General features: G+C 70.0%; 19 protein-coding genes. 6 read left to right on the top strand and 13 right to left on the bottom strand.

The genetic code is table 11. The features are described 5' to 3' along the window. The first annotated feature begins 169 nt into the window (after nt 1-169). Nucleotides 170-421 (top strand): DUF397 domain-containing protein, encoded by a 252-nt coding sequence (locus OG407_RS43560; RefSeq protein WP_328675996.1) that lies wholly within the window; start codon nt 170-172, stop codon nt 419-421. A gap of 160 nt (nt 422-581) precedes the next feature. After that, nucleotides 582-1,487 carry a helix-turn-helix domain-containing protein gene (locus OG407_RS43555; protein ID WP_405866105.1) on the top strand — a complete coding sequence of 302 codons (906 nt, stop codon included), beginning with the start codon at nt 582-584 and terminating at the stop codon, nt 1,485-1,487. 24 nt (nt 1,488-1,511) lie between these two features. Here the strand turns inward: OG407_RS43555 and OG407_RS43550 are convergent, their stop codons facing one another. Both OG407_RS43550 and OG407_RS43545 read right to left on the bottom strand, forming a co-directional pair. Further along, a complete protein-coding gene (locus OG407_RS43550; RefSeq protein ID WP_405866103.1) occupies nt 1,512-3,059 on the bottom strand; it encodes an alpha-L-fucosidase in 1,548 nt (515 codons plus the stop codon). 22 nt (nt 3,060-3,081) lie between these two features. Then, nucleotides 3,082-4,938 carry a family 20 glycosylhydrolase gene (locus OG407_RS43545; protein ID WP_405866101.1) on the bottom strand — a complete coding sequence of 619 codons (1,857 nt, stop codon included), beginning with the start codon at nt 4,936-4,938 and terminating at the stop codon, nt 3,082-3,084. 257 nt (nt 4,939-5,195) lie between these two features. On the opposite strand from OG407_RS43545, the gene OG407_RS43540 reads away from it, so the two are divergent. Next, complete coding sequence (locus tag OG407_RS43540) at nt 5,196-6,539, top strand: amidase (protein WP_405866099.1); 1,344 nt, start codon at nt 5,196-5,198, stop codon at nt 6,537-6,539. A 48-nt stretch (nt 6,540-6,587) separates the two neighbouring features. Here OG407_RS43540 and OG407_RS43535 read toward each other — a convergent pair whose 3' ends face one another. Both OG407_RS43535 and OG407_RS43530 read right to left on the bottom strand, forming a co-directional pair. Continuing rightward, a complete protein-coding gene (locus tag OG407_RS43535) occupies nt 6,588-7,070 on the bottom strand; it encodes a GNAT family N-acetyltransferase (RefSeq protein ID WP_365299104.1) in 483 nt (160 codons plus the stop codon). 55 nt (nt 7,071-7,125) lie between these two features. Beyond that, nucleotides 7,126-7,299: a hypothetical protein gene (locus tag OG407_RS43530; RefSeq protein ID WP_405866097.1), complete on the bottom strand. Its 174-nt coding sequence runs from the start codon at nt 7,297-7,299 to the stop codon at nt 7,126-7,128. Between the two features lie 880 nt (nt 7,300-8,179). On the opposite strand from OG407_RS43530, the gene OG407_RS43525 reads away from it, so the two are divergent. Continuing rightward, entirely contained in the window at nt 8,180-9,496 is a 1,317-nt protein-coding gene (locus OG407_RS43525; RefSeq protein WP_405866095.1) for a glycoside hydrolase family 16 protein, read from the top strand. A gap of 56 nt (nt 9,497-9,552) precedes the next feature. On the opposite strand, the gene OG407_RS43520 is transcribed toward OG407_RS43525, so the two are convergent. Together OG407_RS43520 and OG407_RS43515 are read right to left on the bottom strand one after the other, a co-directional pair. Continuing rightward, nucleotides 9,553-11,016 (bottom strand): alpha/beta hydrolase family protein, encoded by a 1,464-nt coding sequence (locus OG407_RS43520; RefSeq protein WP_405866093.1) that lies wholly within the window; start codon nt 11,014-11,016, stop codon nt 9,553-9,555. A gap of 95 nt (nt 11,017-11,111) precedes the next feature. Then, entirely contained in the window at nt 11,112-13,472 is a 2,361-nt protein-coding gene (locus OG407_RS43515) for an FdhF/YdeP family oxidoreductase (protein WP_405866091.1), read from the bottom strand. A gap of 223 nt (nt 13,473-13,695) precedes the next feature. Here OG407_RS43515 and OG407_RS43510 point away from each other — a divergent pair, with 223 nt between their 5' ends. Both OG407_RS43510 and OG407_RS43505 read left to right on the top strand, forming a co-directional pair. Then, the gene (locus OG407_RS43510) at nt 13,696-14,271 is read left to right on the top strand and encodes an HD domain-containing protein (protein WP_405866089.1); all 576 of its coding nucleotides are present in this window, start codon (nt 13,696-13,698) and stop codon (nt 14,269-14,271) included. Between the two features lie 25 nt (nt 14,272-14,296). Next, complete coding sequence (locus tag OG407_RS43505; RefSeq protein ID WP_405866087.1) at nt 14,297-15,106, top strand: SDR family oxidoreductase; 810 nt, start codon at nt 14,297-14,299, stop codon at nt 15,104-15,106. 13 nt (nt 15,107-15,119) lie between these two features. Here the strand turns inward: OG407_RS43505 and OG407_RS43500 are convergent, their stop codons facing one another. The 7 genes from OG407_RS43500 to OG407_RS43470 all read right to left on the bottom strand — a co-directional run bounded on the left by OG407_RS43500 (nt 15,120) and on the right by OG407_RS43470 (nt 26,559). Next, nucleotides 15,120-16,613 carry an SDR family NAD(P)-dependent oxidoreductase gene (locus OG407_RS43500; protein ID WP_405866085.1) on the bottom strand — a complete coding sequence of 498 codons (1,494 nt, stop codon included), beginning with the start codon at nt 16,611-16,613 and terminating at the stop codon, nt 15,120-15,122. 105 nt (nt 16,614-16,718) lie between these two features. Continuing rightward, nucleotides 16,719-18,044 (bottom strand): wax ester/triacylglycerol synthase family O-acyltransferase, encoded by a 1,326-nt coding sequence (locus OG407_RS43495; RefSeq protein ID WP_405866083.1) that lies wholly within the window; start codon nt 18,042-18,044, stop codon nt 16,719-16,721. Nucleotides 18,045-18,199: 155 nt separating this feature from the next. Then, nucleotides 18,200-20,515 (bottom strand): GH92 family glycosyl hydrolase, encoded by a 2,316-nt coding sequence (locus OG407_RS43490; RefSeq protein WP_405866081.1) that lies wholly within the window; start codon nt 20,513-20,515, stop codon nt 18,200-18,202. A gap of 29 nt (nt 20,516-20,544) precedes the next feature. Then, a complete protein-coding gene (locus tag OG407_RS43485) occupies nt 20,545-23,160 on the bottom strand; it encodes a PA14 domain-containing protein (RefSeq protein ID WP_405866079.1) in 2,616 nt (871 codons plus the stop codon). A 186-nt stretch (nt 23,161-23,346) separates the two neighbouring features. After that, nucleotides 23,347-24,567 carry a glucose-1-phosphate adenylyltransferase gene (gene glgC / locus OG407_RS43480; RefSeq protein ID WP_327399598.1) on the bottom strand — a complete coding sequence of 407 codons (1,221 nt, stop codon included), beginning with the start codon at nt 24,565-24,567 and terminating at the stop codon, nt 23,347-23,349. Nucleotides 24,568-24,618: 51 nt separating this feature from the next. Further along, nucleotides 24,619-25,770, bottom strand: a complete 1,152-nt coding sequence (gene glgA / locus OG407_RS43475; RefSeq protein ID WP_327399599.1) for a glycogen synthase — start codon at nt 25,768-25,770, stop codon at nt 24,619-24,621. Nucleotides 25,771-25,809: 39 nt separating this feature from the next. Further along, entirely contained in the window at nt 25,810-26,559 is a 750-nt protein-coding gene (locus tag OG407_RS43470) for a (2Fe-2S)-binding protein (RefSeq protein WP_405866076.1), read from the bottom strand. Nucleotides 26,560-26,690: the final 131 nt, after the last annotated feature.

The raw sequence follows: 26,690 nt of genomic DNA, 5'->3' as shown, positions 1-26,690 counted from the left end.
ACCTGTCCGGAGCATCGTCCTCCGCCCGCCCCTGCGAACGCAAGTGCATCGGCAATTACCGCTGCAATTGCAGACGATCTTGCGAGCGGTCCCCCCGAGGGCTATCGTCCTCCACATCACCAATGGGTGCAATTGAAGCTGCAATTGCATTCGATCTTCCGGGGGAGCGATGAGGCCTCACATAGAGCACGCGAACGGCATGGCGGCGACCCTGCTGAGCGACGCGCAGTGGCGCAAGAGCCACCACAGCAACCCTGAAGGAAACTGCGTCGAGTTGGCCGCGCTCTCCGACGGTCAGGTCGCCGTACGCAACTCGCGCCACCCCGAAGGTCCGGCGCTCGTCTACACCAGCGCCGAGATCTCCGCATTCGTCCGCGGTGTGAAGGACGGCGACTTCGACGGCCTACTCCCCGGCCGCTGAGGTCAGGCAAACCCGCGGATTGGCCGGAAGGCGCCGGACACAGGCCGGCACCTTCCGGCTCCTTCACTCCCTGCAGTTATCCGGAACCTCGGTGCTACGATCCTCTTTTGAGTCCCGAAAACTTGCGGACGGTATCGGCGCGACCGCCGAGGGGATGAACATGACTGCAGCTCAACCGGAATACGCGCCCTCGGGTTCGGACGTGCTGAGCCTTCAGCGCGGCGGTCCGACGGTCCAGCGCATCATGCTGGGCACGCGCCTGCGCCGCCTGCGCGAGTCCCTCAGCATCACCCGGGACACGGCCGCTTCGGCGATACGCGCCTCGGACGCCAAGCTCTGCCGCATGGAGCTGGGCCGGGTCGGCTTCAAGGAGCGTGACGTAGCCGACCTGTTGACCCTCTACGGCCTCCACGAGCCGGACGCACGGCAGGAGTTCCTCGACTCGGCCCGCCGTGCCAACGAACCCGGCTGGTGGCGCGCGTACGGCGACGCCTTCCCGACCTGGTTCGAGCAGCACCTGGGCCTGGAGGAGGCCACCTCCCTCATCCGCACCTACGAAGTGCAGTTCATCCCGGGCCTGTTGCAGACGGCCGCGTACGCCGAGGCCGTCATCCGGCTCGGCCGTCCCGTCGACACCCCGGACGCGATCCAGCGCCGTGTCGAACTCCGCATGACCCGGCAGGAGTTGCTCACCAGGCCCGGCGCCCCGAAGCTGTGGGTCGTGGTGGACGAGGCCGCGCTGCGCCGTCCGCTGGGCGGGGCGGACGTGATGCGCGAGCAGCTGCGGCACCTCATCGATACGGCCGCCCTGCCGAACGTCACCCTCCAGGTGCTGCCGTTCCACGTGGGCGGCCACGCCGCCGCCGGCGGCCCGATCACCGTGCTGCGCTTCCCGGTGCCGGACCTGCCGGACATCGTCTACCTCGAACAGCTCACCAGCGCCCTCTACTTGGACAAGCCCGAAGAGGTCGACCGCTACCTCGCGGTCATGGACCGGCTGAGCATGGTGGCGTCACCGGCCCCCGAGTCGGTGTCCTTCCTGGAGAAGCTCCTCAGCGAGATGTGAGCGCAGGCGGTTTCCGGCCGCCGCTCAGACCCGCGACCGGTACAGCCCGAACTCCGCGATCCTCACGGCGTCCCGGGCTGCCGTCACGCGAACTCGCCACCGCCGGGCCCGTACAGGCGCGGCCAGCGGCAGGATGCGGCTCGCGCCGATCGTTCCGGCGCGGGTCACCTCCGTCCAGGCCCCGTCGACGTACGCCTCGACCACGAAGGCCTCGACCTGCTGGCCGTAGCGCGCTGTGTCCTCCGCCAACCGGACGCGGTCCACGGCCTGTTCAGTGCCGAGATCGACGGTGACCCGGCCCGGCGAGACGGCCGTCCGGGCCCGGCGCGCCAGGTCCTCGGGCAGCTCCCGGTCCACGCGCTCGCGGAACTCCCGCAGGCGTGCCACGTCCGGGGCCGCCAGCAAGCCGTCCGTGTCCGGTGGCACGTTGAGCAGGAGGACCGCGTTGCGGCCGACCGAGCCGAAGTAGATGTCGATCAACTCGTCGACGCTCTTGGGGACTTGGCCCGGGTGGTAGAACCAGCCGTCGTGGATCGACACATCGCACTCGGCGGGCCACCACTGCAGGTAGTCGGTGTTCGGCTGCGCCGAGACGAGCGCGGCACGGCTGCCCTCGTCGGGGGTGTCGTACGACAACGCCCAGTCCGTACGCCCGTATTGCTCGGCCTTGACCGGGAGGACGCTCCACTCGTCCTCCCGTGCGATGCCAGCCTCGTTGCCGACCCAGCGCACATCCGGTCCGGTCACGGCGATCGCCGCGTCCGGGGCCAGCGACCTGACCAGGGTGTACCAGCTGTCCCAGTCGTAGTCCTCGACGTGGCCCGGCGGGATACGGCCCTGGGCACCGTCGAACCAGACCTCGTCGATCGGGCCGTACTCGGTCAGCACTTCGTAGAGGGTGTTGAGCATGTGGGCGCCGTAGTCGGTGGCGTCCAGCGTGTAGAAGGCGTCCGGGGTGCGGTCGTCGCCGTCGGCGAGTGTCGGGATCGTGCGCGTGGTGCGTGCACTGCCGTTGGCGTAGACGCCGTGGAGGTACTGGTTCTCGTCGGCGGGCGAGAGGTAGACGCCGGCCTTGAGGCCGTACCGCCGCATGGAGTCGGCGAAGGAGCGCAGTACGTCGCCCTGCCCCGCACGCCAACTGCTGTACGCGACCGTGTGGTCGGTGTAGCGGGAGGGGTAGAGGACGAAGCCGTCGTGGTGCTTGACGGTGAGGATGGCGAGCTTGAAGCCGCCGTCGCGCAGGGCGCGGGCCCACTGGTCGGTGTCGAGGCCGGTCGGCTGGAACACGTTCGGGTCCTCGTCGCCGGTCCCCCACTCCAGGCCGGTGAAGGTGTTCACGCCGAAGTGCAGGAACGCCGTCCGCTCCAGCTTCTGCCAGGCCACCTGCCGTGCGGTGGGCCGGACTTGGGAGGCCTTGCGGACCAGCTCGGCTTCCGTGTCGTCGGCGCTGACGGGGATGCGGGAGCGGGAGTCGGACGGGGTCGGGGTAGCCGCGAGGGCGGATGCCGTGGCGGTGCCGGTCGCGGCGAGCGCGGTGGCCGAGAGGACGAAGAGACGTCTGGAGAGGGCCATGGGGTGGGACTCCTCTGGTTGCTCAGTGGGCGGTCAAGTGCCAGGTGTCGGGCTGGTGTTGGTCCGGCGGGTACTGCACGAGCCGGCCGTCGGCCGCGACGCTCAGCGCCATCTGCGTGATCGCGTTCACGAGTCGGTAGCCGCCCGCCGCGGGCACCAACTCCCAGCGCTGCATGGTGTTCGTGGCATCGCAGGGCTGCGGGGTCGCCGAAACCCCGGGCTGGAGCGGCACGTTGAGGGTGAGCTTGCCGCCCCGCACCTCAAGGCAGCCGTCGGCGGTCCGCAGCGTCGCGTAACCGTCCGGCGTGCGCCGCACTGTGGCGGCCATGCCGGCGCCTGCCGTCCGGAAGGTGTATGTCCCGTCCGGCACCGGTACCCGGGTCAGGTCCCGCCACCCGGGCGCGTGCCCGACTGCCGTACCCCGGGCGGTGAATGCGGCGTACGTGGCGTCGGGATGCGGATCGCCCCAGGTCGCCTGGGCGAGGTGCCGTAGGGCGGGCTCGGTGTCGGTGGCGACCTCGTTCTCGGTCTCGCCGCGGCCGTTGTCGGGCCAGAGGCTGATCTTCGCGCCGGTGATGCCGTCGCTGGAGGTGAGCTTCTCGCCCTCGAAGCTGCGCGGGTCCCAGCTCTGGTCGTACAGACCCTCGGTGTCGCTGTGGAAGCCGCCGCGGACGAGGTAGAGGGAGTAGGCCGCGTTCATCAACGGGTAGCCCTCGGCGATGAGTTGGCTCGGTTTCTCCGTGACGTTCAGCCAGTGCTCGACCGTCGTGCCCGCGGCCACCGGCACGGTGTTGGCGCCGGTGAGTCCGTCGTTCCAGATGCGCAGCTTCTTGCCCTTGCTCGCGGCGTAGGCCTGGACGCGGTTGATGAAGTCGATGTACGCGTCCTGCGGGGTGGCGCTCGCGCCGTACTTCTCCTGGGCGTAGCGCAGCATCTGCGGGTACTTGGAGTAGTCGGAGCCGAGCATGTACTCGTCGGCACCCATGTGCCAGGACGTCGCGGTGAAGACCTGCGCGTACTCGTCCATCAGGCTCGTGTAGTAGTCGAACGCGGCCTGCTGGGTGACGTCGAGCCGGGCGGGCTGCTTGTTGCCGTCGCTGTCGGTGAGTTGGAGATCGGGGCGGTTCTCTATCCAAGGGTCCATGTGGCCCGGGGAGTTGATCTCCGGAATGATCTCGACGTGGTACTTGTCGCCGAGGGCGACGAGGCGGCGCATCTCGTCCGGGGTGTAGTAGCCCCAGGTGTTCGCCTCCGGGTGCGCGGCGCTCTTCACCTTCAGTTCCAGGAGCAGTTGGTTGAGCTTGTGGTACGCCATCTCGCGCACCAGGTTCTCCAGCCAGGGCAGGGAGATGTGGATGTAGCAGGCGCAGACGCCGACCCCACGCTCCTTGTAGCGCGGTATGTCGATCGTGCGTCCGGCCGGTATGTGGTCACCCTGCGCGAGGAGTTGGAGGAGGGTCCGGGTGCCGTAGAAGGCGCCGGTCTCGGTCGCGCCGGTCACCGACAGCCGTTTGCCCGCCTGGAGTTCATAGCCCTCCGCACCCAACGAGCCCTTGTCCGACCGGACTTCGATCACGATGTCACCGGGGCGGGTGGCACCTCCCCGGACTACGGGCACTGTTCCGTGACCGGCCGCCTTGAGGTCGTCGGCGAGGGTGTCGGCGACATCGCGCTCGCTCTTGCTGTCGGCCACGAGCCGGGTCCCGGTCCCGAAGTCGTAACTCCCGAGTCGAGGAGTCCAGTTGGACAGCGCGGGCACGGTCACCGGCACCGCGCGCTCCTGCTGGACCGCGACCGCCGGCACCGTGGGTGCGGCGAGCAGTGCGAACACCGCCGCGAAGCCGATGAACCGGAACCGTCTCTTCCTGCGCTCAGCCATGCCACTCCACCGGTCGCGATTGATCGGACGACTGATGATTGGACTGCACTCAGGGGCTGTCAATGGGCGGCGGGAGCAGCCAAGTTGGGCCATTGATCGGATGACCAGCAGGTCAGTCGGCGCCTACCCGATACCGGCTCGCGAAAAGTCCAACAAGACGGCCTCGAATGTCCAAGACCGGTCACCTCTCGACGCACCGCCCCGGCCGAGGCACAGTTCTCCCTACATACTCGCGAGTAGTGAGAAGGAGCGTGCCCGTGACCAGCTGGGTCGGCCGTACCGCCGTCGAGATCGCCGCCGCCGTCCGCGAGAAGCGGGTCACGCCCCGTGAGGTGGTGGCCGAGCATCTCGCCCGGATCGAGCGGCTCGACGGGCGGATCGGCGCGTTCCGGGTGGTGCGGGCGGAGGCCGCGCTCGCGGAGGCCGACGAGGTGGGCGCGCGGGCCGATCTGGCCGAACTCCCCCTGGCGGGCGTGCCGGTGGCCGTGAAGGACAACCTCCCGGTGACCGGCGAGTCCAACCGGGTCGGCTCCGCCGCGACCCCGGACACCCCCGCCGACCACGACCACATCACCGTGGCCCGGCTGCGGGCGGCGGGCGCGGTGGTCGTCGGGCTCACGAACGTGCCCGAGTTGTGCATCTTCGGTACGACCGAGGGCGTCCACGGAACCAGCCGCAACCCGTGGGACACGGCCCGCACGGCGGGCGGCTCATCGGGCGGGAGCGCGGCCGCCGTAGCCGCCGGCATGGTGCCGATCGCCCTCGGCAACGACGGCATGGGCTCGCTGCGCATACCCGCGGCCAACTGCGGCCTGGTCACCATCAAGCCGGGGTTCGGGGTCGTCCCGGCCGGTATCGGCGACGGCGACTGGTTCGGAATGTCCGAGAACGGACCCCTGGCGACGACCGTCGAGGACGCCCGGCTGATGTTTTCGGTCATCGCGGACGTCGAGGTCGTACGCCCCGACGAACCCACCGTCCGGAAGATCGCCGCCTCTGTGCGCAGCCCGCTCGCCGGAGTGGCCGTCAGCAAGCCGTATACGACCGCCGTACGCGAGGCGGCCGGCCTGCTGAACGGGGCGGGCCACACCGTGCGGCGCGCCGATCCGCCGTATCCGCTGTCCTTGAGCACCACGTCGCTCGCGCACTGGACGGCGGGCACGTCGGTGGACGCGGCGGGGCTCGATCCGCGGAAGCTGTCGCGGCGGACCCGGGTGCACGCGGCGATCGGGCGGCGGTTCGTGAAGAGCGTCCGTACCGGCAAGGGCCGGGAGCGGCTGCGGGAGCGCCTCGCGCCGTTCTTCGCCGAGCACGACATCCTGCTGACGGCGGCGCTGGCCCGCCGCTCCCCCAAGGCCGGGCCGTGGCACGAGCGGGGCTGGCTGCGCAATGTGCTGGCGAACACCAACTACTCGCCGCTGACGCCCCCTTGGAACCTCACCGGCTGGCCCGCGATGTCGGTCCCGTTCGGCACCCTGCCCTCGGGCGCGCCCTGCGCCGTACAGCTGGTGGGGCGGCCGGGGTCGGAGGCGGCGCTGCTGGAGCTGGCGGAGCAGCTGGAGAAGCTGCACCCGTGGCAGCGGACGGCGCCGCTCGACTAGAAGACGCCTCTGGAAGGTGCTTCTCGACCGCGCTCCCAGAAGGCGCTTCTAGAGGGCGCGGTACATGACGTGCAGGCCGACGCGGCCGTCCCGGGGATGGTCGAACGCGTCCGGGACCGTGCCCAGGATCGTGAAGCCGAGGGAGAGCCAGAGCTTGACGGCGGGGTTGGTCTCGACGACGGCGTTGAAGACCATGCCGCGGAAGCCCTGGTCACGGGCGGTGGTGAGGATGTGTTCGGCGAGGGCGCGGCCGATGCCGCGGCCGCCGTGGTCGGGGTCGACCATGAAGCCGGCGTTGGCGATGCGGTCGGCGGGGCCACCGTAGTTCGGGGTGACGAAGGCCGAGCCGACGACGGTTCCGGTCTCGTCCTCGGCGACGTACACGCGCTTCGGCGGGGACGTCCACAGGGCCCGGGCCGCCTCTTCGGAGGTGTCCCGGGCCCAGGTGTAGGTGTCGCCGGCGGCGACGATCCGGTGCCAGAAAGGCCAGATCCGCGGCCAGTCGTCGGCCGCGGCTTCTCTGATCAGCATGGGCGTGATTTTCGCACGCCCATGCTGTCGGCGATCGCGAAGGGTCCCGTGGGGGTCAGTCCACGCTGGGCAGGATGTGGGGCTCGGCGAGGTCGTCCTCGTAGCCCGCGAGACGGATGGGGGCGGACCGTGCCCACACGGCCAGGCTGCCGAGCTCGTCGGACCGGCGGCCCGCACGCTCCGTGCGTTCTTCGGGGCGTTGCTCGCGATTCGTCTTCTCCGGTGTCACCGCGCACTCCTTATGTGTCGGGTAACCCTCGGGGCACAACCGGCCGTCTCCGGTCCGGTACCTGGCCCGCTCGGGCGTGGGTTGAAGGCAGTTCGGACGCGGTGGCGCCGGTTACTCGTGTGAGAGCAGGCCGTTGTGACCGGCTTGTCCCGGGACGGACCATGGGTGTGGGTGGGACCCCTTGTCGCTGTCCGTCTGCCTTAGGTTAACCAAATGAGCGACCCGGCGCTCGATGGGGCTGAAAACATGGGGTAAAGATTAGGGACATGCGGCCATCGGGTCTTGCCCACCCGGACCGAATGGGCTGCGCGCGAGCGGTTGCCTTCGACTCCTGAAGCCGCCGCGCGAGGTCTGCGAGCGGCGTCGAAGGCCGTCGGCGAGACGACAGATCCTCCCTCCCGCTGCCGCCGTCACAGAACCGCAGCTCAACGGGACACCACCGCGCTCGACCGGTCGCCGGAGAGCGCTCCACAGCCCGGCGGAGCTTGGTTCGGACCTTTTCCGGAACTCCATAGAGCGTCGCCAGAAGACCCGCTCCTCAACCGATCACGTTGAAGCCATTGACGCATGAAGAGTCGCGCCGGACACTCCTGCATTGAAACGGCGATTTCCGCCCGGTGAGCGGCCAACTCAGGCTCTTCCCCTACGACATGGCGGATCGTCCGTAATCGGCCGCGCGCACCAGGATCCACAGTGCGGCGGCGTCGACACAGAGGAGGACAACGAGGAACCGCAGACTCATGATCACCCTGAGAGCGCTCTCAAAGATGTCAGCAGACCATGTCGCCAGACGACGGAGACGACCTGCTCCCCAGCCCCACCAGGAGGCAGGCCCCTGCAGCACTCCCATCCCGCATGCTTGACAGGGAGCACCACAACGATGACAACCTCCCCACCGCCCACCGGTGTTCCGGCCGGCAGACAGAGAACCGTCCCCCTCGTTCTGGGCAGCGCTCTGGTGCTGCTCATCGGCGCGCTCGCAGGCCTGATCGGCACCGGCGGCAGCGCCTCGGCGGCCGTACCGGGTGCGCCGACCGGCTGGACCACCCTCTTCTCGGACGACTTCAACGGCGCGTCCGGCAGCGCGCTGAACCGGACCAACTGGCTGTACGACCTGGGTACCAGTTACGCCGGAGGTGCCGCCAACTGGGGAACGGGCGAGGTCGAGTCGGCCACCGACTCCACCAGCAACGTCTACCAGGACGGCCAGGGCCACCTGGTCATCAAGGCTCTCCGCGACGGGTCCGGCCACTGGACCTCGGGACGCATCGAGACCCAGCGCACCGACTTCGCCGCCCCGGCCGGCGGCCAGCTGGAGATGAGCGCGTCCATCCTTCAGCCCAACCCGGCCAGCGGACTGGGCTATTGGCCCGCGTTCTGGGCGATGGGCGGCGCGGCCCGCCCGGTCGGCGCGACGAACTGGCCGAGCATCGGCGAGTTCGACATCATGGAGGACGTCAACGCGCTGAGCCAGCACTCCACCACCTTCCACTGCGGCGTGTGGGCGGGCGAGTGCCACGACCCCGACGGCATCACCAGCAATCTTCAGCCGTGCCCGGGCTGCCAGACCGGCTACCACACGTACTCCGCGATCATCGACCGCACGAACACCGCCGCGGAGCAGCTCCGCTTCTACCTCGACGGCAATCTGACCTTCACCGTCAATGAGAACCAGGTGTCGGTCGCGACGTGGCAGGCCGCCGTCGACCACGGGTTCATGGCCATCTTCGACCTGGCGATCGCCGGCTCCTACCCCGACAAGGTCTGCGGCTGCAGTTCGGCCGCACAGGCGGGCAGCATCACATCGGGTGCCGCCATGAGCGTCGACTGGTTCGCCGTCTACCAGCAGAGCCCGAGCGGAAGCACCACCGGCGGCACGACGACCGGCGGCACCACAGGCAGTACGACGGGCGGCAGCACCGGCGGGACCACGACGACGCCGGACTACACCGCCGGGGTGACCCACGTGAGCGCCAGTCAGGCGCAGATCACGTTCGTTCCGACCACACCCGCGGCGTACGTCGATGTGCACTACCTGATCAACGGCGCCGGCCAGCAGAACTTCCGGATGACCAACAGCGGCGGCACCTGGACACAGAACGTCACGCTCGCCACCGGTTCCACCCTGACCTACTGGTTCACCTACGAGAAGAACGGGCCTCAGTACGACAGCCCGCACTACACCTACACCCAGTGAGCCCTCCCGGGCCGGTCCTGCGGGACCGGCCCGGGAACTCCTCGCGCGGCCGGGGTTCAGGGAGCGATCCCCACGCCGTCGATCCGGCTCCACGCCCGCTCCTGCTTCGCGGTCATGGCGGGCCAGGCGAGGCCGCCCGGCCGGGGCCGGATCCGGGAGGCGTACGGCGCGGGGTGGAATGCCGGGTCGTAGAAGCACCCGCTGCCGTACTTCCGGTCGAAGGCCGCGCAGGAAGCCGCGACCGAGCGCGCGGTCGGCTTGCGTCCGTGACGGACCCAAGTGTCCAGCGCCGCAATGGAGTTGGCGCACTCGGAGTCGCTCAGCGCGCTGTGCTCGGTCTCCTTCGTGAAGGTCTGGACGAGGTTGCCGCCCCTGCCGGCCCCCTGAAGCGTGGCGCGGTAGGCCGACTCGTGCTCGACGAAGGCCGTCGGGTCGTCGATCGCGTGCATCGTGAGAACCGGGATGGAGACCTCGCCGGTCAGGTCGCTGTCGTAGGAGAGGTCACGGCGTGCGGTGGGGTCGGCCGAGAAGCGTTCGACGCCCGCGTTGAGTGCCTTGTCGTCGTGTGAACCCGAGTACCGCACACCCTGGTTGGTGAAGGGATTACGGCCGCCGAGGCGGGTCGACACGATGTCCCGGAACGTGAAGGTGGCGAACCGCAGATGTGATTCGAGCGCGCGCTCCGGGATGCGGGTGACGGCGAGGATGTCGTCGAGGTTGCGCTGCTGGAGCGCGGTCCGGTCCGCGGGGACGGAGGCGAATCCGGTGCATTCCTGGAGGCGGGCACGGAGTCCGGCGCTCGTCATGGTGGAGTCCGCGCGCAGGCCCTGCCACAGCGGGTACTGCGGCTCGGTCGGGCGGGGGTGGTTGTGGCAGTAGTACTGGTAGACCACCCGTAGGTCGACCCGGTAGTCGTAGCCGCGCGAACCCCCGCCTAGGACACCGCTCGTGAGCAGTGCGCCGTCGTAGGCACCGGGGTGTCTGCCGTAGGTCTCCGCGACCTTGGCGGCCACGTCGCCGCCCCAGGACTGGCCGTGCACATAGGTGCGCTTCGGCTTGCCGAACTCCGAGACGAACAGCTTGCGTACGTTCTCGGTGTCGGCGGCGGCCATCCGGGTGCCGTAGCCACCGCGGCGGTAGGACGAGCCGGCCCACGCGTATCCCTCGTCGACCATCACCGCCCAACGCTGCAGATCGTCGGTGCTGCGTGCCGGGTCCGAGGAGTCGCCGAGGTCGGGTCCGCCGTGTGCGTGCACGACGAGGGATCCGTTCCAGCGGGCCGGAACGGCCATCGCGTAGTACGCCCCGTTGGTGTCCTGACCGGTGTAACACGTCGCTTTCCCGAGCAGGTTGGGCGGGCAGGCGGTCACCGCGGGCCGCTCGGCCTGTGTCCGGGGCGCGGGGGCGTTGCCGAGCGTGCCGAGGAGTGCCGCGGCCACGCCGGCGGCCAGTACCGCCCGACGGTGGCGAGGGGCCGGGAGTCTCCGGCGTGGCGGTACGGGCGGATCAAGTGTCGTCACGGGAGCGGCTCCTATGCATTCGCTGTGCGAAGTTGCCCTGCGCACCGTGATGTTAGGAACCGCCGCTGGTGGGGACTACCCGTCGATCATTGCGTTCATAGTGTTCGCCCGTCCTGCGACGGGGTGACGGTGACGAGTTGGTGTTTCATCAGGGGCTGGTCGCTCTGCCTGCTGTAGTCGTCGAGCCCGCAGAGGATGTTGAGTTCGGGCATGTAGCCCGCGACGCTGGCGGGCGGGATGTCGTAGGCGATGACGCGGTAGCCGTAGACCGACCGGGTGCTGCCGTCGCGTGCGTGGCTCGTGATGTCGATGAGGTCGAACTCGGCCAGGCCCCGTTCGGCCATGTCCTTGGGGTTCATGAAGAGCAGGGTGCGCAGGTTCTTTACCCCCCGGTAGCGGTCGTCGTCGGAGTACACGGTGGTGTTCCACTGGTCGTGCGAGCGCATGGTGGAGAGGACGAGCATGCCCTGGGGCGGGGTCACGTCGGGGAGTTCGCCCGGGTGGAACTCGGCGCGGCCGGAGGCGGTGTGGAACTCGCGCTCGCGGGCGGCCTGGGTGATGCGGAAGCCGAGCGGTTCGCGCACCCGGCGGTTGAAGTCCTCGAAGCCCGGGAGGACCTGGGCCATGGTGTCGCGGATCCGGTCGTAGTCCTCGACGTACTCCTCCCACGGTGTTGCCGAGTCGGGCAGGGTCGCCCGTGCCATCCCGGCCACGATCGCGCACTCGGACCTGAGGGTCTCGGCGGGCGGCTTGCGCATGCCGAAGGAGAGGTGTACCTCGCTCATCGCGTCCTCGACGCTCACGCCCTGCTCCCCGGTCGCCCGGGTGTCCTTCTCGGTGCGGCCGAGGCACGGGAGGATGAGCGCCTTGCGGCCGTGGACGAGGTGGCTGCGGTTGAGTTTGGTGCTCACCTGGACGGTCAGTTCGGTGGTGCGCAGCGCGGCCGTGGTCGCGTCGGTGTCGGGGGCGGCGAGGACGAAGTTGCCGCCCATCGCGACGAACACCTTCACCCGGCCGTCGCGCATCGCCTTGATGGTGCCGACGGTGTCCAGTCCGTGCGCACGGGGCGCGGAGATTCCGCAGACCTCGTCGAGCGCGTCGAGGAACGCGGGTGCGGGACGGTGGTCGATGCCGCAGGTGCGGTTGCCCTGGACGTTGCTGTGGCCGCGCACCGGCGAGGGTCCGGCTCCTTCGCGGCCGAGGTTGCCGCGCAGCATCAGCAGGTTCACGATCTCGCGGACGGTGTCCACCCCGTGGTCCTGCTGGGTGACGCCCAGGCACCAGGAGATGACGGTGCGGTCGGCGGCCAGGTACCGGCCGGCGACCTCGCGGATCTCCCTCTCGCTCACCCCGGACTGCCGCACCAGTTCGGCCCAGTCGGTGGCGCGCACCAGGTCGCGGTAGGACGCGAAGCCCGCGGTGTGCCGTTCGATGAAGCCGCCGTCGAGCACCGCCGGGTTCTCCTCGGCCCGCTCGAACACCGCCTTGGCGATCCCGCGCAGCAGGGCGAGGTCGCCGCCGATGCGGACCTGCACGTTCTGGTCGCCGGTCGCGGTGGAGTGGAAGGCGGCCATCGCGGCGAACTCGTGCGGCACGATGGTCCGGCGCGCGGCCGCCTCGACGAGCGGGTTGACGTGGACGATCTGGGCGCCGCGCCGGTGTGCCTTGGCGAGCGTGGTGAGCATGCGCGGGGCGTTGGACGCCGCGTTCACGCCCATGACGATCAGCAGGTCGGCCGCGTCCCAGTCGGCGATGTCGCACGTGCCCTTCCCGGTGCCCAGCGCGGCCTGCAGGGCACGGCCGGAGGCCTCGTGGCACATGTTGGAGCAGTCCGGCAGGTTGTTGGTGCCGAACTCGCGCACCCACAGCTGATAGAGGAAGGTCGCCTCGTTGTTGAGCCGGCCGGACGTGTAGAAGGCGGCCCGGTCGGGGCTGTCCAGGCCGCGCAGCGTCCGTCCGACCAGCGCGAACGCGTCCGGCCAGGAGATCGGGACGTACTTGTCGGTGGCGTCGTCGTACACCATCGGCTCGGTCAGCCGGCCCTGGTCCTCCAGCGCGTAGTCCGGCCAGTCGGCCAGTTCGGTGACCGTGTGCGCGGCGAAGAACTCCCGGCCGGCCTTCTTGCGGGTCATCTCCCAGGTGACGTGCTTGATCCCGTTCTCGCAGATGTCCAGGTGCAGGCCCTTGCGGTCGTCGGGCCACGCGCATCCCGGGCAGTCGAACCCGCCGTTCTCGTGGTTCATTCTCACGATCGCCAGCGGTCCGCCGACCGGCTCGCGGGTCTTGGCGAGGACCCGCGTCACACTGCGCGCCGCACCCCACCCCGCCGAGGGTGCCGTGTCATCTTCCTGCGAGATGTCACCGGGGCGGTTGGGCCCACGACCGCGCGCCGGGACCCCCGGTGCGCCACGCCCCAAGTCGTCGCCGGGACGGCCTTCGGAATCCGAGCGGTCCATGGTGGTGTCCTTCGCTGTCACTGCACCGGTCATCGAAATACGCGCGCTGACGTCGCCCACACCTGTCCGGTATGACCAGATTTTACAGCCCGGTGCGACCGACGCACACGGCGAGGTCCGGGGAGCGGCGGGCGTCACGCAGTTCAGGTCCCGTTGGCTGAGTCGACAGCTCGCCATGATCTCCTGGCGTTCCGCACGGGCTGTCTCGCGGGAGGACTGACGCATGGAGTTGCGCAGCGTCGAGGAGCTGATGGATCTGCTGTACGCGTGTCGGGGCGCCTGGGACACCCCCGACCGGAGCGGCGACCCCGTCGATCTGCACGACCACGCACTGCAGACGGCCGCGCTGCTACGGCGAAGTCGCCCCGCCGACAAGGAACTTCAGGTCGCCGGCCTGGTCCACGACATCGGCCATCTCCTTCAGCCGGGCGACGACGCAGGACACGCGGACCACGCGGCGAACGCCGTCCGCGCCCTGCTCGGCGAACGGGTCGCCCACCTCGTCCGCCTGCACGTCCCCGCGAAGCGCTACCTGGCGACCTCCTCCCCCGGCCGCGACCTGTCCGCACAGAGCACGCTGACCCTGCGCACCCAGGGCGGCCCCATGTCCCCCGCCGAGGCCGCCGCCTTCGAGCGCGACCCGCTCGCCGACGACGCGATCACCCTGCGCCAGGCCGACGACGCGGCCAAGGTCGTCGGCCTCGACGCCGGGGTCCTGGAGGACTGGCGCACGGTACTGGGCATAGTGGCCGCCCGGAACTCCCGACTTCCCAACTCCCGCCTGGGGGCTGTCGACTGACGGTCCGTCATGAGACGGTACGGCGATGACGTCGTCGTACGGTCTACGGGGCCGGGCCGCTCTGATCACCGGCGGCACGCGCGGGATCGGGCGCGCGGTCGCCGAGGCGTTCGCCGAGGCCGGGGCGCTGGTCTGCCTGAGCGCGCGGAACGCCGACGAAGTGCGGCGCACCGCCCAGGAGTTGGGCGGTGTCGGCCTGGCCGGTGATGTCGCCGACCCGCAACACCTGCGCGAGCTGACCGAGTTGACGCTGCACGCGTTCGGGCGGATCGACGTGGTCGTCAACAACGCGGCGACGAACCAGCCGTACGGCCCGCTCATGGACGCCGATCCGGACGCGTGGCGGACGGCGTTCACCGTGAACGTCGAGGCGCCGCTGCGGTTGGTGCAGTGCGCCTGGCGGGCGTGGATGCGGGAGCACGGCGGCGCGGTGGTCAACGTGTGCACGGAGGGCGCGGGGCATGTCGGACCGAACGTGGGGGCGTACGGCACCAGCAAGGCGGCGCTGCTGCATCTGACCGCACAGCTCGCGGGCGAACTCGCGCCGAAGGTGCGGGTCAACTCCGTCTCCCCCGGGCTCGTCCGCACCGACATGGCGCGGTTCGTATGGGAGCCCGGCGAGGCGGAGGTCGCCGCCGGACTGCCGCTCGGCCGGATCGGGGAACCGGCCGACATCGCACGCGCCGTGCTGTGGCTGGCCTCCGACCAGGCCGAGTGGATCACCGGGGCGGATCTGCTGGTGGACGGCGGGACCCGGGTGCGGGCGGCGCACACGTCGGGCGGGTACGCGGTCCACGACCGGCTGAGGTCGGCCGCGCCGCCTCACCGCACCTGACGACAGTCCCCGGTCACCACTTGCCCGGCGCGTAGTCCTTCAGGAAGACGCCGTACAGGTCCTCGCCCTGTTCGCCGAGGACGATCGGGTCGTAGACGCGGGCGGCTCCGTCGACCAGGTCGAGGGGGGCGTGGAAGCCCTCCTCGGCGAGGCGGAGCTTGTCGTAGTGGGGGCGTTCGTCGGTGATCCAGCCGGTGTCGACGGAGGTCATGAGGATGCCGTCGGTCTGGAACATCTCCTGGCCGCTGGTGCGGGTCACCATGTTCATCGCGGCCTTGGCGGCGTTGGTGTTGGGGTGTCCGGCGCCCTTGTAGCCGCGGCCGAAGACGCCTTCCATCGCGGAGACGTTGACGATGTACGCGCGTCCGCTCCTCGCGGCCTTCGCCGCGGCGGCCATGGCCGGGCGGAGCTTGCTGATGAGGATGAACGGGGCTGTGTAGTTGCAGAGTTGGGTTTCGAGAAGCTCCACGGGAGAGATCTGCTCGATGGTCTGCACCCAGGTGTTGGTGTCGACGACGTCGGGCACCAGGCCGCCGGCGTCGATGGCCGTGCCGTCGAGGTGGCGGGCGACGCTGGCGTTGCCCGCGACCAGGGCGAGGTCGGCGACCTGCTGGGCGTCGAGGCCGCTGATGCCGACGGGCAGCGCGGCGAGGCCGTCGACCGCGCCGGAGCCGAAGGCGCCGATGACGTGGTGGGCGGGGAGTTCACCGGCGGGCAGCGGGGCGCTCTCGCCGTCGACGAGGGCGGCGTAGGCGGAGGGGAGCCGGCGTACGGTCTGGGTCGCGTTGTTGATGAGGATGTCGAGGGGGCCCGCCTCGGCGAGTTGGTCGGCGAGGGCCACGACCTGCGCCGGGTCGCGCAGGTCTGTGCCGACGACCTCCAGGCGGTGCAGCCAGTCCGCCGAGTCGTCCATCGCCTTGAAGCGGCGGATGGCGTCCTTCGGGAAGCGCGTGGTGATCGTCGTGTGGGCGCCGTCGCGCAGCAGCCGCAGCGCGATGTACATGCCGATCTTGGCGCGGCCACCGGTGAGCAGGGCGCGCTTGCCGGTGAGGTCGGCGTGGTCGTCGCGCTTCTCGCGGTTCAGGCGGGCGCAGTCGGGACAGAGCTGGTGGTAGAAGTAGTCGACTTCCACGTACCGGGTCTTGCAGGTGTAGCAGGAACGCGGGCGCTGCAGTATCCCGGCGATCCGGCCCTCCTCCGTCACCGACGACGGGAGGAGGCCCTCGGTCTCGTCGTCGATGCGCTGGGCGGAGCCGGTCGCGGTGGACTCGGTGACGGCCTTGTCGTGTGCGGTCTTCGCGGCCCGGCGCTCCTGGCGGCGGCGCTGCTTGACGCTGCGGTAGATGCCCGCGGTGGCCCGGCGGACGGTGATCGCGTCGGGGTGGTCGACGTCGATCTTCTCCAGCTCGTCGAGCACGCTGAGGCAGACGGCCAGCCGCTCGGGGTCGATGCCGGGCCCGTACACGACCTCGTCCGGGGTCGTGGAGCCGTTCTCTGTCACCGTCATCGCGCTGCCGTTTCCTTGGGTCACCTGCGGCGGCGCCCGATCGCGCACACCGTCGAACCGGGAATTTTACGGAGCGCCGGGCCGCAGCACCAAACCCGCGCCAGGTCACGACCCGCAGGCGGTGATGAGCGTCTCCACCTCCTCGGTGAGCGCGCGGGCGAACACGTCGAGATCCGGTACGGCCTCGGCGTCCGCGACCAGGCCGTAGTGGACCTGTCCCCGGTACGTCGACACGGCGACCGCGAGGGACTGGCCGCGGGCCAGCGGGGCGAACGGGAAGACCGCGGTGACCGGGTTGCCGCCGAGCTTCAGGCCGATGCCGGGCAGCGGGACGCTGGTGACGAGGATGTCGAACCAGAGCCGGGCGGCCTGGGCCGCGAGGGGCCCGCCGAGCCGGTGGCCGAGGGCGGGGACGTGGTCGGCGAGCAGGGCGACGGCGCCGGCGCCCCGGTTGGGTCCGGCGTCCTTGTTGCGGTCCATGGCGGCGCGCACGGAGTCGAGCCGGGCGAGGGGGTCCGGGTCGTCGACGGGCAGCCGTATCAGGTAGCCGGAGAGCCGGTTGCCCTGTGGCTGCGCGCTGCGCGGACGGCGTTTGGAGACGGGGATCAGGGCGCGGGGCGAGACGCCCTCGCTGCCGTCGCCGCGTTCGTCGAGCCAGCTGCGCAGGGCGCCCGCGACGACCGCGATGAGCACGTCGTTGACGGTGCCGCCGACGGTCTTGCGGATGCGGTGCACGTCGTCGAGGTCGACGACGACTCCGGCGGTACGGCGGGTGCCCGAGGGCTCGGAGGTCAGCGCCGACGACGAGCGGACGTCCAGGGTGGAGCGGGCGACGGACGCCCCGATGTCGAGGGCCCGGCCGACGTCGGACAGGGCGCCGCGGACCAGTTCGGGCAGCTTGCGCACGTCGGGGACGAGCCCGCGTGCGGGTTGCTCGGGGCGCGGTCGGCGCTCGGGCATGTCCATCGGGTCGAGGATGGCGGCGGCGAGGGTCAGCGCCCGCAGTCCGTCGGCCAGGGCGTGGTGGAACTTGAACAGCACCGCGAACGAGACGCCGTCCTCGCCGGGCAGCACATGCGCTTCCCACGGCGGCCGGCCGCGCTCCAGCGGGCGTTCCATGAGCCGGCCCGCGTCCGCCTGGAAGTCGGCGGTCGGGGCGTGCAGCCGGACGTGGTGGAGCGGGTCGAAGTCGGGGTCGGCCTCGCGGGTGGCGCTCCCGAAGGACAGGGACAGCGGCTGCCACACGTCCCGGATGCGCATCCGCAGCCCGGGAACGGCGGCGGCACGGGCGGCGAGGAGGTCGGCGGCGTGGGCTCCCGCGGTCGGCGAGTGTGCCGAGAAGACGCCGAGTGCGCCCAGGTGCATCGGGTTCCGGTCGGACTCGATGTTCCAGAACGCAAGGTCGAGAGGAGCGAGCAGGTCAGAAGTCAATTGCTTGCCTCGCGTCGACTAGGGGTGAGCCAGCAGTCAAGCGCTGACAAGCGATTACGGTCAAGTACGATCAAGCTACGCACAGTTAACGGCAGGTTACGTCTCGCCCCGATCCCACCCCTCTGGGAGGGGTGGGACTCTAGAGGCGCACGGGATCACTTCAGCGCAGGTGGCGCCGCCTGGGGTGATGTACCCCACTCCGACGGGTGCGGGCCGACCGTGAAGTCGAGCGACCGTACGGAGCGGAGATCGCCTGTGGTCAGGTACGTCCGGTCGTACGGCGTCCCGTCCGTCCGGGCCGCCTGGATGTAGCGGTCGGCGGCCGAGGTGCCGGGCGCTTTGATGGTCAGGGCGCCGTGCGGGTAGTAGCGGCGGTCCAGGGTCAGGTCGACCCGGTCGAAGACGGGCGTGGACAGGCCCCAGGTGTCGTAACCGGGCTGGACCGGGAAGATCCCGATCGACGACAGGACGTTCCAGGCGGACATCGTGCCGAGGTCGTCGTTGCCGGTCATGCCGGTCGGGCCGTCCGTGAAGAGGGTCAGCGCGGCGTGGACGACGTCGGTCGTCTTCCACGGCTGCCCGGTGGACAGGTAGGTGTACGGGGCGATCAGGTCGGGCTCGTTCTGCGGGTTGTACTTGTCCGCGTTGTAGTAGTCGTACGGCCCGTTGACCCACACCTCGCGCGCGGTCTTCGCCGGGTCGGCCAGCAGCTGGTCGTAGGCGAAGAAGGAGTCGAGCCGGTCGTTGGCCGCCTGCCGGCCGCCGATGAGGTCGACCATGCCGGGCAGGTCCTGCGGCACCAGCCACTGGTACTGCCACGACGTGCCCTCGTGGAAGCCCTCGCTCTGCGCCGGATCGGCCGGTCCGACGAAGGCGCCGGAGGCGTCACGGGCGCGGAAGAAGCCGGTCGAGGGGTCGAAGATGTTCCGGTAGCTCTGGGCGCGGGCGGCATAGCGCGCGGCATCGGCGCCGTGCCCGAGGTCGCGGGCCATCTGCGCGAGCATCGCGTCCGAGAGGGCGTACTCCAGGGTGGCCGAGGCCCCGTGGTCGTAGTCCGAGTCACCGGGCTTCGCGTGCGGGCGGTCCTTGATGTACGGCGCGAACCCGTTAGCGAGGTACTCCTTGTTCGCCTCCCGGCCCACGGCCGCCGAGTCGGTGGGCGGCACGCCGTCGGCGTTCTGCTTCAGCGCCCGGTAGGCCCGCTCCTCGTACCCCTTCAACAGGCCTTGCTGGTAGGCGTTGGTGAGGAACGGGGTGACCGGGTCGCCGGTCATGATGTTCGTCTCGACCGTGCCGTAGCCCCACTTGGGCAGCCAGCCGCTCTCCTCGTCGATCTTGATCACCGAGATCGCCATGTCGCGGGCCTCACGGGGTGCGAGCAGGGCGAGGAGCTGGGACTGGGTGCGGTAGGTGTCCCACAGGGACCAGTTCTGGTAGTACGTGAAGTCCCTTGCCCGGTGGACCTGTTGGTCCCAGCCGGTGTAGCGGCCGTCGGCGTCGCTGCCGATGTTGGGCGCGAGGAAGGACCGGTACAGGGACGAGTAGAAGGTCCGGCGCAGGCTGTCGGAACCGCCCTGTGCCCGCACGTCGTCGAGCCGGTCCTCCCAGGCCCGCTGGGCGCGGTGACGTACCGCGTCGAACGAACTCCCGCCCTCCGCACGGAGGTTGACGGCCGCGCCGTGCGCGTCGACGTACGACAGGGCGGTGGTCGCCTCGACCGTACGGTCCTTCGACGTGTCGAAGCGGACGTACGCGCCACCGCTCCCGGTCCGCGAACCGGCGGTCACCGTTGGACCGTTCCACGTGCCGTACGTGGTGAAGGGCCGGTCGAAGTGGGTGACCGTGTAGACGGTGTACGGCTTGGTGTCCTGGCAGAAGCCGCGGCCGGTGATGGAGGTGCGCACGGTCCGGTTGTCGAGGACCTCGACCTTCGAGGTGACCCCGCTGTGGAGTGACTGGGCCGCGTTCAGCAGGACGTTGGCCTTGTCGGTGGCCGGGAAGGTGTAGCGCTGGACGCCGGTGCGCGCGGTCGCCGTCAGTTCGGCCTCGATGCCTGTTTTCAGGCCGACTTGGTAGTAGCCGGGGCTCGCGTGCTCGTCGTCGTGGCTGAACTCGGCCGCGTACTGGGCGTAGTGGGTCTGCGTCACGTCACCGGTCGTCGGCAGTACGGGCAGGTCGCCGCCGAGGCCGCAGCCGACGCCGGAGAGGTGCACGAGGGAGAAGCCGCGGATGTGGTTCTGGGAGTAGTCGTATCCGGTGTTGTGGCCGGTGTCCGGCGAGAACTGCACCATGCCGAAGGGCACGGCGGCGCCGGGATAGGTGTTGCCGTCGTTCTCGGTACCGATGAACGGGTTGACCAGGTCGGTGAGTCGACCATGGCCGGATGCTTCGGCCGCGGCGGGGACGGCGAACAGCGCGGACGCTGCCACCGCCCCCGCCATGCCCAGGCGCAGGCGCCGGGTCCATCTCATGCGGGTGGGCCTCCAGTTGGCGAAAGGGGTCAGGTGGTGGGGCAGTTCGCGGGAGTCGCCTGCGAGGCGTCGCGGATCAGGGCCTGCTGAGCGGCCTTCACCCGTTGCGCGTCGGGCTTGAGCACGCGCCGGTCGTACGTCATGAGCCCGTTCAACTCGCCCTCGACGTCGGATATTTGGGTGTAGACCGCGCCGTTGCTCCCCTGGCAGGTCAGGGCGTGCACCTCGGCGAGCTTGGCGAGGTAGTCGTCGGTGTAGGCGGCCGGATCGACGTCGACGTACGACTGCTGCACCGACCACGCGTGTCCCGGCACCGCGAGCCCGAGACCGCCGTACTCACCACTCACCAGGGCGCGTTGACCGTCCGGATGCGGTGGCAGGGCGGGGCTGGGATAGCCGTGTTCGTCGATGATGTCGCCGGTGCCGCCGTCGACGCCGAGGTTGATGCCGGACATGCTGTTGACGAGGCGGGTCGGGTCCCAGGCCTTCGCCTGGTCGGCGATGCGGGCCTCGTCGTACTGGCCCCAACCCTCGTTGAACGTCACCCACATGACGACCGACGGGCTGCTGATGTGCTCGTCGATCATCTGCTTCATCTCACGCTCGTACTCGGCGCGGGCGGCGGCGGACGGGTTCACGCCGGCGGTCATCGCGGGCATGTCCTGCCACACCATGAGGCCGAGCTTGTCCGCCCAGTAGAACCAGCGATCGGGCTCGACCTTGATGTGCTTGCGCACCGCGTTGAAGCCCAACTCCTTGTGGATCCTGAGGTCATGGGCGAGGGCCTCGTCGGTCGGGGCCGTGTAGAGACCGTCGGGCCAGAAGCCCTGGTCGAGCGTGGCCATCATGAAGATGGGCTTGCCGTTGAGGACCGTGCGCGGGACGCCATTGACCTTCTGGACGGCGATCGAGCGCATCCCGAAGTAACTGCCGACGCGGTCCTTGCCGACGGTGACCTTCAGGTCGTAGAGGAACGGGTCGTCGGGTGACCAGAGACGGGGGTTCTTGACGGTCAGGGTGAGCGGGCTGCCGGTGCGGCCGTGCACGGTGGCGACCTGCCGCTTTCCGTCGTACGCCGTCGCCGTGATCGGTACGCCGTCCCGAACTCCCTTGGCCTCGACGGTGAGTTGGCTCTTGGCGACGTCGGGGGTGAGTTTGAGGGAGTCGACGTGGTCGGGAGCGACCGGTTCCATCCAGACCGTCTGCCAGATGCCGGAGGTCGGGGTGTACCAGATGCCGCTCGGGTCCAGGCGCTGCTTGCCGATCGGGGGGTTCTCGCCGTTCGCCGCGTCGGTGGGGTCGTAGACGCCGACGATCAGCTCCTGCGTGCGGCCGGGCCTCAGGGCATCGGTGACGTCGGCGCCGAACTTGTCGTAGCCGCCCTGGTGTTCGGTGACCTTCGTGCCGTTGACGTAGACCTCGGCCCGCCAGTCGACGGCGCCGAAGTTGAGCATCAGGCGCTTGCCCGAGCCGATCTTCCAGTCGGCGGGGACGGTGAAGGTGCGGCGGTACCACATGCGGTCCTCGTGGCGTTCGAGGCCCGAGAGTTGGGACTCCACCGGGTACGGGACGAGGATGCGCTCGGCGAGGTTCTTCCCGACCGGCGGCTGCTCCCCCGCTGTCGCCGCGGCGAACTGCCAACTCCCGTTCAGGTTCCGCCAGTCGGTGCGGGTGAGCTGCGGGCGCGGGTACTCGGGGAGGGCGTTGTGCGGGCCCACCTTGTCGGCCCACTGGGTGCGCAGTTCGTAGGTGGAGCGGTTCGGGCCGGTGCTCCAGAAGCCGTTGATAACGTTGCCATCCGCTGCCGCGAGGCCGGCTTCACCGTCGTAGCGGATGTCCGCGGTGCCGGATGCGGTGCCGGTCTTGTTGCCTACGACCGGTTCGGTGAGCGGGACGAGCAGGGTGCGCGGGTCCGTCGGGTCCAACTTGGCCGTTCCCAGGGGCCACTTGGCGCCGCCGATCACCGCTTCGAGGTGGTCGGTCAGGTCGGCCGGGGGTGCGGCGAGGGGCTGGGCGAAGTCGAGTTTCAGGGTGCGGCCGGTGCTGGTGACGGTGGCGGCGATGGCGCCGTCGTAGTCGTAGCCGTCGGGGAGCCGGAAGGCCGACTGCGGGATGGCCGTCTTCGTACCGCCGGGCTCGGTCCAGCGGACGTGGAGGTTGGAGCCGCCGTAGTGCTCGAAGTACTCGACCTTGATGTCGTAGGCCGTGCCGGCGGTCAACTCGACGGGGGCGGAGGTCTGTTCGGTGTCCCAGTCGTCGACCCAGTGGTCGATGACGAGTTGTCCGCCGATCCAGAGGCGGAAGCCGTTGTCGCCGATGATCGAGAAGGTGTGGGGGCCGGTCTTCGCCGGGACGAGTTTGCCGGTCCAGCGGACGCTGACGTCGTCGGACTGGCCGGTGGTGAAGGCGAGTCGGGGTTCGAGATTGTCGAAGTCGAGGTTCGGGTCGACGCCGGTGGCCTTGAGGTCGGCGAAGTCGAAGGCGCCGGGGGCGGACTGGGTGTAGTACTCGCCCTTCAGGCCGTGGATCTCGACGGGGTCGTCGGCGGCGGTGGCACTCGCGGTGGGGACGGCGGCCAGCCCGGCGATGCCGAGGGCCAGGGCGAGCAGTAACGCGAGTCGGTCTCTGAGTCGTCTGATGCGCACGGAACCTCCATAACAACGTTGTCATAGGCGGCAGTTGGCATGACAACACGGATTCCGGATTCCGTCCAGGGACATGACAAGCACGGGCGGGGTGGGGGTGGGAAGGGGGCACGGCAGGCACCCGGGCAGCGCGAAGCCCCGGTGCGGCCGAAAAGCACCGGGGCCCCGGATCGCCAAGACGTGGCGCTACGTGACCAGTTGGCCCTTCCCGAGTGCGATGACGCCGCCCTTGGAGACCGTGTACAGGTCGGCGTCGCGCTCCGGGTTGACGCCGATCGTCGCGCCCGGCGGTACCTCGACGTTCTTGTCCAGGACCGCGCCCCGGACCACCGCGCCCCGCCCGATGTGGACGTTGTCGTGCAGGATCGAGCCCTGGACGACGGCTCCGGGATCGACCACCACGCCCGGGGAGAGCACCGAGCGCGTGACCTGCCCGCGGATGAGGCACCCGGAGCTGATGATCGACTCGCTCGCCATGCCGCCGGCGTTGAAACGGGCCGGGGAGAGCTGGCCGGAGTGGGTGTAGATGGGCCAGTTGCGGTTGTAGAGGTTGAAGGCGGGACGCTCGGCGATGAGGTCCATGTGCGCGTCGTAGTACGCGTCCAGGGAGCCGACGTCCCGCCAGTAGCCCTGGTCCCGGGTCGTCTCGCCGGGGACGTGGTTGGCGCTGAAGTCGTAGAGCGCGGCCTCGCCCCGCTCGGTGAGCGCGGGGAGGATCGAACCGCCCATGTCGTGCACGGAGCCGAGGTCCTCCGCGTCGCGCTGGAGGGCCTCTATCAGCGCCTTGGTGGTGAAGATGTAGTTGCCCATCGAGGCGTAGACGCACTCCGGGTCGTCCACCAGGCCGGGCGGGTCGGCGGGCTTCTCCAGGAAGTTCTCCACCGTCTGGCCGTCCGAGCCCGGGGTGATCACGCCGAACTGCGAGGACTCCGCGCGCGGGACGCGGATTCCGGCCACGGTGACGCCCGCGCCGCTCTCGATGTGCTGGGCGAGCATCTGGCGCGGGTCCATGCGGTACACGTGGTCGGCGCCGAACACCGCCACGTACTCGGGGCGCTCGTCGTAGATCAGGTTCAGCGACTGCAGGATCGCGTCCGCGCTGCCGAGGTACCAGCGCGGGCCGAGGCGCTGCTGGGCCGGGACGGGTGTGACGTAGTTGCCGAGCAGGCTGGACATGCGCCAGGTGGTCGTGATGTGGCGGTCCAGCGAGTGCGATTTGTACTGCGTGAGGACGCAGATGCGGAGGATGTCCGCGTTGACGAGATTGGACAGCACGAAGTCCACGAGGCGGTACGTTCCGCCGAAGGTGACCGCGGGTTTGGCCCGGTCGGCGGTCAAGGGCATCAGCCGCTTGCCCTCACCGCCCGCCAGTACGATCCCGAGCACCGAAGGTCCGCCACGACGCATGGCCGCTCCCCTCACCCTGGTTGACCCCAGCCTGCCCCTGAGCAGCGCACACTAAGCCTGTTTGGCGATCTCCCCGTAGAGCCGCGCGGTGCGCAGCGCCACGGCGTCCCAGCCGAACTCGCCCACCGCGCGCTCCCGCCCGGCCTCGCCCATCCGTTTCGCAGTCTCCGGGTCGGCGAGCACGGAGTCGAGAGCCAGCGCCAGGTTGGCCTCGAAGTCGTCGTCGACGGACACCAGCAGTCCCGTCTCCCCATGTGCCACCACCTCCGGGATGCCCCCGACCCGCGAGGCGACCACGGCCGTACCGCAGGCCATCGCCTCCAGGTTCACGATCCCCAGGGGCTCGTACACCGAGGGGCAGGCGAAGACGGTGGCGTGGGTGAGGAGCTGGATCACTTCGGGGCGCGGCAGCATCTGCGGGATCCAGTGGACGCCCGCGCGGACGCTGCTCAGCTCCTGGAAGAGCTCGCGGAATTCGCGGTCGATCTCGGGGGTGTCCGGCGCGCCCGCGCACAGCACGACCTGGGCCGCCGGGTCGATGTCCCGCACGGCGCGCAGCAGATGGGGCACGCCCTTCTGGCGGGTGATCCGGCCGACGAACAGCACGTAGGGGCGGTCGGGGTCGATGCCGAGCCGGGTGAGGACGTCGGTGCCGTGGTCGGGCTGGTAGAGCGTGGTGTCGATGCCGTTGTGGACCACCTGCACCTTGGCGGGGTCCAGCGTCGGGTAGCAGGTGAGGATGTCCTCGCGCATGGCTCCCGATACGGCGATCACGCCGTCGGCGGCCTCGATCGCGGTGCGCTCGGCCCAGCTGGAGAGGGCGTATCCGCCGCCGAGCTGCTCGGCCTTCCAGGGGCGCAGCGGCTCCAGCGAGTGGGCGGTCATCACGTGCGGGATGCCGTAGAGGAGCTTGGCGAAGTGGCCGGCGAGGTTGGCGTACCAGGTGTGGGAGTGGACGAGCTCGCGGCCTTCGAGGGCGGCGGCCATGGAGAGGTCCACGGAGAAGGTGCGCAGGGCGTCGTTGGCGCCGTCGAGGGTGGGCCAGGAGCGGTGGCGTACGACGCCTTCCGTGCGGCCCTCGCCCCAGCAGTGCACGTCGAGATCGACCAGGGGCCTCAGCTCCCGGGCGAGGAACTCCACATGGACGCCCGCACCGCCGTACACATCCGGCGGGTACTCCCGGGTCAGTAGTCCCACTCGCACCCGAAACCCCTTGTTCTCGGCGGCCGATTGCCCTCATGGTCACCCAGAAGCGGCGTTTCGGGAAGAGCCAGGCGGCTGTGTGAAGCAGCAGTCCCCGCACACGCCGCCACCAGGGACCCGATAGTAGAGGCAGCAGCTGCGGCGCCGGAAGGAGGTGCCGGTGAACGTTCCGGTTCCGGCGAGGAGCGGGTGGGCGAAGAGTTCCGCGGTGAGCGCACGCGCGCGCGTGGCCACTTCCGTACGGCCACGCGCGCGTGCCCAGCGGTCCAGTTCCCGTGCGGCGCCCGCGAGCGCGGAGGCCGCGTTGCCCCACAGGAGGCCGGTGGCCGTGCGGTGGCGGGCTGCCAGGGCCGCGTTCAGTGGTTGCAGGTGGCCGTGGAGCACGGTCTCGGCGAGGGCGTCGGCCGGCAGCGGGCGCACCTCGGCCAGCCACAGGTCGTCCGGGGCGCCGCTGTCGGCGTCCCAGTGCAGCAGGCGCGGGTCGAGGTCGGGGATCCCGCCGTACAGGGCGGCGCAGCCGAGCGCCACGGACCACAGGCGGGCCGCGAGCGCCTGCTGGGCGATCGAGGCGGCGATGCGCAGCTCAGGGGCCTGGAGACGGTCCGCGACGACCTGGACACGAAAAGTCAGGGAATTTCCGTAAACCTCCGACTCGGGGTTTTCGTAGGTCCGCGCGAGCGTCGGCAGCGGGCCGTGCGGGGCTGCGCCCGTGCGTAGTACGAAGAAGCCGCCGAGGGGGCGGAGCGCGGCGAGTTCGGGGTCGAGGTCCACGAAGAGCAGTAGTACCAAGGCTCTTAGGGGTTTCCCCCAGGGGGTGTCGTCCGGTGTCACCCACCTTGGGGAGGACAAGGGGCCTTTCGTACTCCATCGGCAGTACTACCCAATCGGTGCTCAGGTACGACGACGGGAAGAACATCAAG

The organism is Streptomyces sp. NBC_01515 (assembly GCF_045040345.1).
GTDB lineage: Bacteria > Actinomycetota > Actinomycetes > Streptomycetales > Streptomycetaceae > Streptomyces.
Note: the sequence above shows the minus strand (reverse complement) of the source record. Positions and strands in the feature narration are given on the sequence as shown.

Bases quoted from the DNA above. Each gene is read 5' to 3' on its own strand.
- OG407_RS43560 (WP_328675996.1), top strand. From the start codon at position 170: ATGAGGCCTCACATAGAGCACGCGAACGGCATGGCGGCGACCCTGCTG.
- OG407_RS43555 (WP_405866105.1), top strand. From the start codon at position 582: ATGACTGCAGCTCAACCGGAATACGCGCCCTCGGGTTCGGACGTGCTG.
- OG407_RS43550 (WP_405866103.1), bottom strand. From the start codon at position 3,059: ATGGCCCTCTCCAGACGTCTCTTCGTCCTCTCGGCCACCGCGCTCGCC.
- OG407_RS43545 (WP_405866101.1), bottom strand. From the start codon at position 4,938: ATGGCTGAGCGCAGGAAGAGACGGTTCCGGTTCATCGGCTTCGCGGCG.
- OG407_RS43535 (WP_365299104.1), bottom strand. From the start codon at position 7,070: ATGCTGATCAGAGAAGCCGCGGCCGACGACTGGCCGCGGATCTGGCCT.
- OG407_RS43525 (WP_405866095.1), top strand. From the start codon at position 8,180: ATGACAACCTCCCCACCGCCCACCGGTGTTCCGGCCGGCAGACAGAGA.
- OG407_RS43515 (WP_405866091.1), bottom strand. From the start codon at position 13,472: ATGGACCGCTCGGATTCCGAAGGCCGTCCCGGCGACGACTTGGGGCGT.
- OG407_RS43510 (WP_405866089.1), top strand. From the start codon at position 13,696: ATGGAGTTGCGCAGCGTCGAGGAGCTGATGGATCTGCTGTACGCGTGT.
- OG407_RS43505 (WP_405866087.1), top strand. From the start codon at position 14,297: ATGACGTCGTCGTACGGTCTACGGGGCCGGGCCGCTCTGATCACCGGC.
- OG407_RS43500 (WP_405866085.1), bottom strand. From the start codon at position 16,613: ATGACGGTGACAGAGAACGGCTCCACGACCCCGGACGAGGTCGTGTAC.
- OG407_RS43490 (WP_405866081.1), bottom strand. From the start codon at position 20,515: ATGAGATGGACCCGGCGCCTGCGCCTGGGCATGGCGGGGGCGGTGGCA.
- glgC (WP_327399598.1), bottom strand. From the start codon at position 24,567: ATGCGTCGTGGCGGACCTTCGGTGCTCGGGATCGTACTGGCGGGCGGT.